Source organism: Gordonibacter pamelaeae 7-10-1-b (assembly GCF_000210055.1).
GTDB classification, from domain to species: Bacteria; Actinomycetota; Coriobacteriia; order Coriobacteriales; family Eggerthellaceae; genus Gordonibacter; species Gordonibacter pamelaeae.
Window position 1 is genome coordinate 2932219 of record NC_021021.1, and the last position, 3690, is coordinate 2935908.

The following is a 3690-nucleotide window of genomic DNA, read 5'->3' on the forward strand; positions in this document are numbered from 1 at the left end:
CGGCGCCTATCTCGGCCAGACGCAGCGCGAGCGCGGCCTTCCGCCCCTCCGGCACGCCGAAGAGGCCCAGCGCCCGCATGCGGGGCGCGATCTTGGGGTACACGTCCAGGAAGCTCAACCGGCACGCGCGCGTGGAACCCTCCAGCTTACGGGCGAACGTCTCGAAGTAGCGCAGGTGGTGCCCTTCGGTGTAGCGACCGCCGGAGCCGCCGAGCAGGATCGGGCTGTAGCGCCACACCACGCGCTCGGGGCCCAGGAGGCGTGCCAGCTCGCGGAACGTCTCCACGAGCTCAGCCTTGCGCGGCAGCCCCGCCTCCACGTCCGCGCCGTAAGCGTTGAGCGTGAACTGCACGAAGTACGGGGCGGGCGCCGCACTCTCCAAGCGCGCGGCCTGCGCGAGCAGCGGCGTGGGGTCCTTCGTCCAGAACGCCAGGCAGTCCACCGCCCCTGCGCCGAGCGCCACGCGGCTCACCTGCGTGCGGCACATGGGGTTGCGCACGAGCGCGTACCCCTCCTTTAGGCGGTTCAGCATCCAGTCCATGAAGAACCGGGGTATGTCCGTGCGCCGCGATGCGCTGATGATCACGCGCAGCCTCCTCCGCGAAACAGCGTGCTCTCCGAACATACCATAGAATACGGCAATGGACAAACATTTGTTCTGACTCCCCGTTTGGCGCACAATCGGCTGATGAGCACAATATGACAACCTTTGCGTGCAGTGGTCCTCGAAGGAGGCGCTCGACACACGGTGCATACGGTGCCGTGGACAAAAAGGGGCCGTTGTCGTTATTCTGAATAAAAGATAATTGAAACACCGAGGCTGCTACCAGGCGTTTCGCAAACACCACATTCGCCATCCCTTGGTTTCCGTCCGAAATCTATAGATTACCGAGCCTTTTTGTCCCTTACCCTTTCAATCATATATCGAATCGCCGCAGGCATGCGCAAGGCGCTTTGCGCATGCGGCACGACCGCGATCATCAACTATGCATCAAAGGGGAAGCCGGAGCATTTGCCCCCAGTAAAGCAGCCGTAACATCCCTTGGGGCTGGCTGGCAGGGCGGGGTCCTCCGGCCCGCGAGGCGGCCGCCCCGCCCCCGAAAAACAACGGGGACCCCGGCTTGGCGCCGGGGTCCCCGAGAAGAACGCTTCTGCAGGAAGGTCTAGAACAGGCTCTGGATCATGATGAACAGCGGCGCGAACGTCAGCGACACGATGGTCATCAGGTTGATGAGGATGTTCATGGACGGACCCGAGGTGTCCTTGAACGGGTCGCCCACGGTGTCGCCCACGACGGCGGCCTTGTGGGCCTCGGAGCCCTTGCCGCCGTGATGGCCCTGCTCGATGTACTTCTTCGCGTTGTCCCACGCACCGCCGGCGTTGGACATGAAGATGGCCATGAGCATGCCCGTGGCCACGGCGCCGGCCAAAAAGCCGCCGAGCATGGCCGGGTTGAAGCAGCCGATGGCAACCGGCACGATGATGGCCAGGCACCCCGGCAGCATCATCTCGCGCAGCGCCGAGGACGTGGAGATGGCCACGCACTTGTCGTACTCGGGCTCGGCCTCGTAGGTCATGATGCCCTTGATCTCGCGGAACTGGCGGCGCACTTCCTCCACCATGGCGTGGGCCGCGCGCGACACCGCGCCCATGGTGAGGGCGGCGAACATGAACGGCATCATGGCGCCGATGAAGATACCGGCCACGATGAGCGGGTCAGTGAGCGTCAGCTCGAAGCTCGGAATGGCATGGTGCATGGTGGCCTGGTAGGACACGAACAGCGAGATGGCCGACAGGCCGGCGGACGCGATGGCGAAGCCCTTCGCGATGGCGGCCGTCGTGTTGCCCACGGCGTCGAGGGCGTCGGTGCGGTCGCGCACCTCCTCGGGCAGGCCCGCCATCTCGGCGATGCCGCCCGCGTTGTCGGCCACGGGGCCGTAGGCGTCCACGCCGATGGTGATGGCGGTGTTGGACAGCATGCCCGTGGCGGCCAGGCCCACGCCGAACAGGCCCACGGCGATGCCGCCCTCGGCCGAAGCCAGCGGGAAGGCCAGGTTGCCGAACGTGTACGCGCCGATGATGGCCAGCGCCACCAGCACGATGGGGGCGATGGTGGAGAGCATGCCCGTGCCGATGCCCTCGATGATGACCGTGGCGGCGCCGGTGTCGGCCGCGTCGGCGATCTTGTGCACCGGCTTGTACTTGTCGGAGCAGAAGTACTCGGTGATCTTGCCGATGGCGAGGCCCGCCACCAGGCCGCACAGCACCGAGCCGAACAGCCACAGCGGCTGCGCGTCGACGGACTGAGTGCTCCACGCGTAGAACAGGCAGAAGATCACGACGATCTCGATGCCGGCCGCGACGTAGGTGCCGCGGTTCAGGGCCTTGTGCAGCGCGGCGCCTTCCTTGGCGCGCACGGCGAACAGGCCGATGATGGACGTGATGATGCCGCAGCCGGCGATGATGACCGGGGTCACGAGCGCCCACACGAGGTCGCCCGTGGCGAAGTAGCCGCCCAGCGCGCCGAAGGTGGCCGCCAGGATGGTGGGGGCCAGGATGGCGCCCGTGTAGCTCTCGAACAGGTCGGCGCCCATGCCCGCAACGTCGCCCACGTTGTCGCCCACGTTGTCGGCGATGGTGGCGGGGTTGCGGGGATCGTCCTCGGGAATGCCCGCTTCCACCTTGCCCACGAGGTCGGCGCCCACGTCGGCCGCCTTCGTGTAGATGCCGCCGCCCACACGGGCGAACAGCGCAACGGCGGAAGCGCCGGTGGCGAAGCCCTCGACCATGCCGATGTTCGTGTGCATGAGGCCGGCGAGCTCGGCGTTGATGTCCACGCCCGCGGCCATGCCGAACACCATGGCGATGAGCCACAGCGACAAGCCCAGCAGCGCGAACGACGCCACGCACAGGCCCATGGTCAGGCCGGACTTGAAGCTGATGTTGAGCGCCTTGGCCACCGACTCCTCGGCGGCATGGGCCGTGCGGGTGTTGGCGCGCGTGGCCACGTGCATGCCGACGTAGCCCGCGGCGGCCGACATGACGCCGCCCGTGACGAACGCGAGCGCCGTGATGGGCGACAGCGCCACGGCCATGACGATGGCGACGATCACCATGAAGATGACGAGCAGCTTGTACTCGCTCATGAGGAACGCCTTGGCGCCCTGCTGGATCTTCAGCGAAATGTTGTTCATCTTGTCGGGACCCGGGTCCTGCTTGAGCACCCAGGAACCCAGGTAGCCCGCCATGCAGATGCCAATCAAGGCGCACACGGGGGCCATCCATGCGACTGCAGTAGTCACGTGTCTTCCTCCTTGGTTCGACCGTTATGACGATGCTGCCTTCGCACCGGGCATTGTGGTGGGAAGATAGCAACTGCCTTATTCTAGGGGATTCGGAGATAATGTGAAGGGGAAATCGAGGTTTTCTGGAGGTACGTTCCAATCGGCCTGCTCGTCGGTTACGGTTCGCCCCTGCGCGGACCGCTCGCCAGAGCCCGCGGTGCGGGCGGCGGGAAAAGGGGTATGATGGAATATCCCCTTATGCACGCGGACGGGCATCGTATCGGACGAGCGCCGTCTTTCACCGAGGAGTACCTATGACCGAGCGGCAGACCCGCCTTGCCGTCCCGACCGAGCCCGCATCCGCCGCGCGGGCGCCCAACGCACCTGCGCACCCGCGCCCCTTGGC

The 3690-nt window shown here is 66.1% G+C and carries 2 protein-coding genes; both read right to left on the reverse strand.

Features of this window, described 5'->3' with window-relative positions; genetic code table 11:
* The coding region (locus tag GPA_RS13535) for a DUF1848 family protein (RefSeq protein WP_041239665.1) at positions 1-586 on the reverse strand (586 nt) is incomplete at its 3' end.
* A 577-nt stretch (positions 587-1163) separates the two neighbouring features.
* The gene (locus GPA_RS13540) at positions 1164-3281 is read right to left on the reverse strand and encodes a sodium-translocating pyrophosphatase (RefSeq protein ID WP_015540212.1); all 2118 of its coding nucleotides are present in this window, start codon (positions 3279-3281) and stop codon (positions 1164-1166) included.
* Positions 3282-3690: the final 409 nt, after the last annotated feature.

Coding starts and splice junctions, on each gene's coding strand:
- GPA_RS13540 (WP_015540212.1), bottom strand. CDS start 3,281: ATGGCCCCCGTGTGCGCCTTGATTGGCATCTGCATGGCGGGCTACCTG.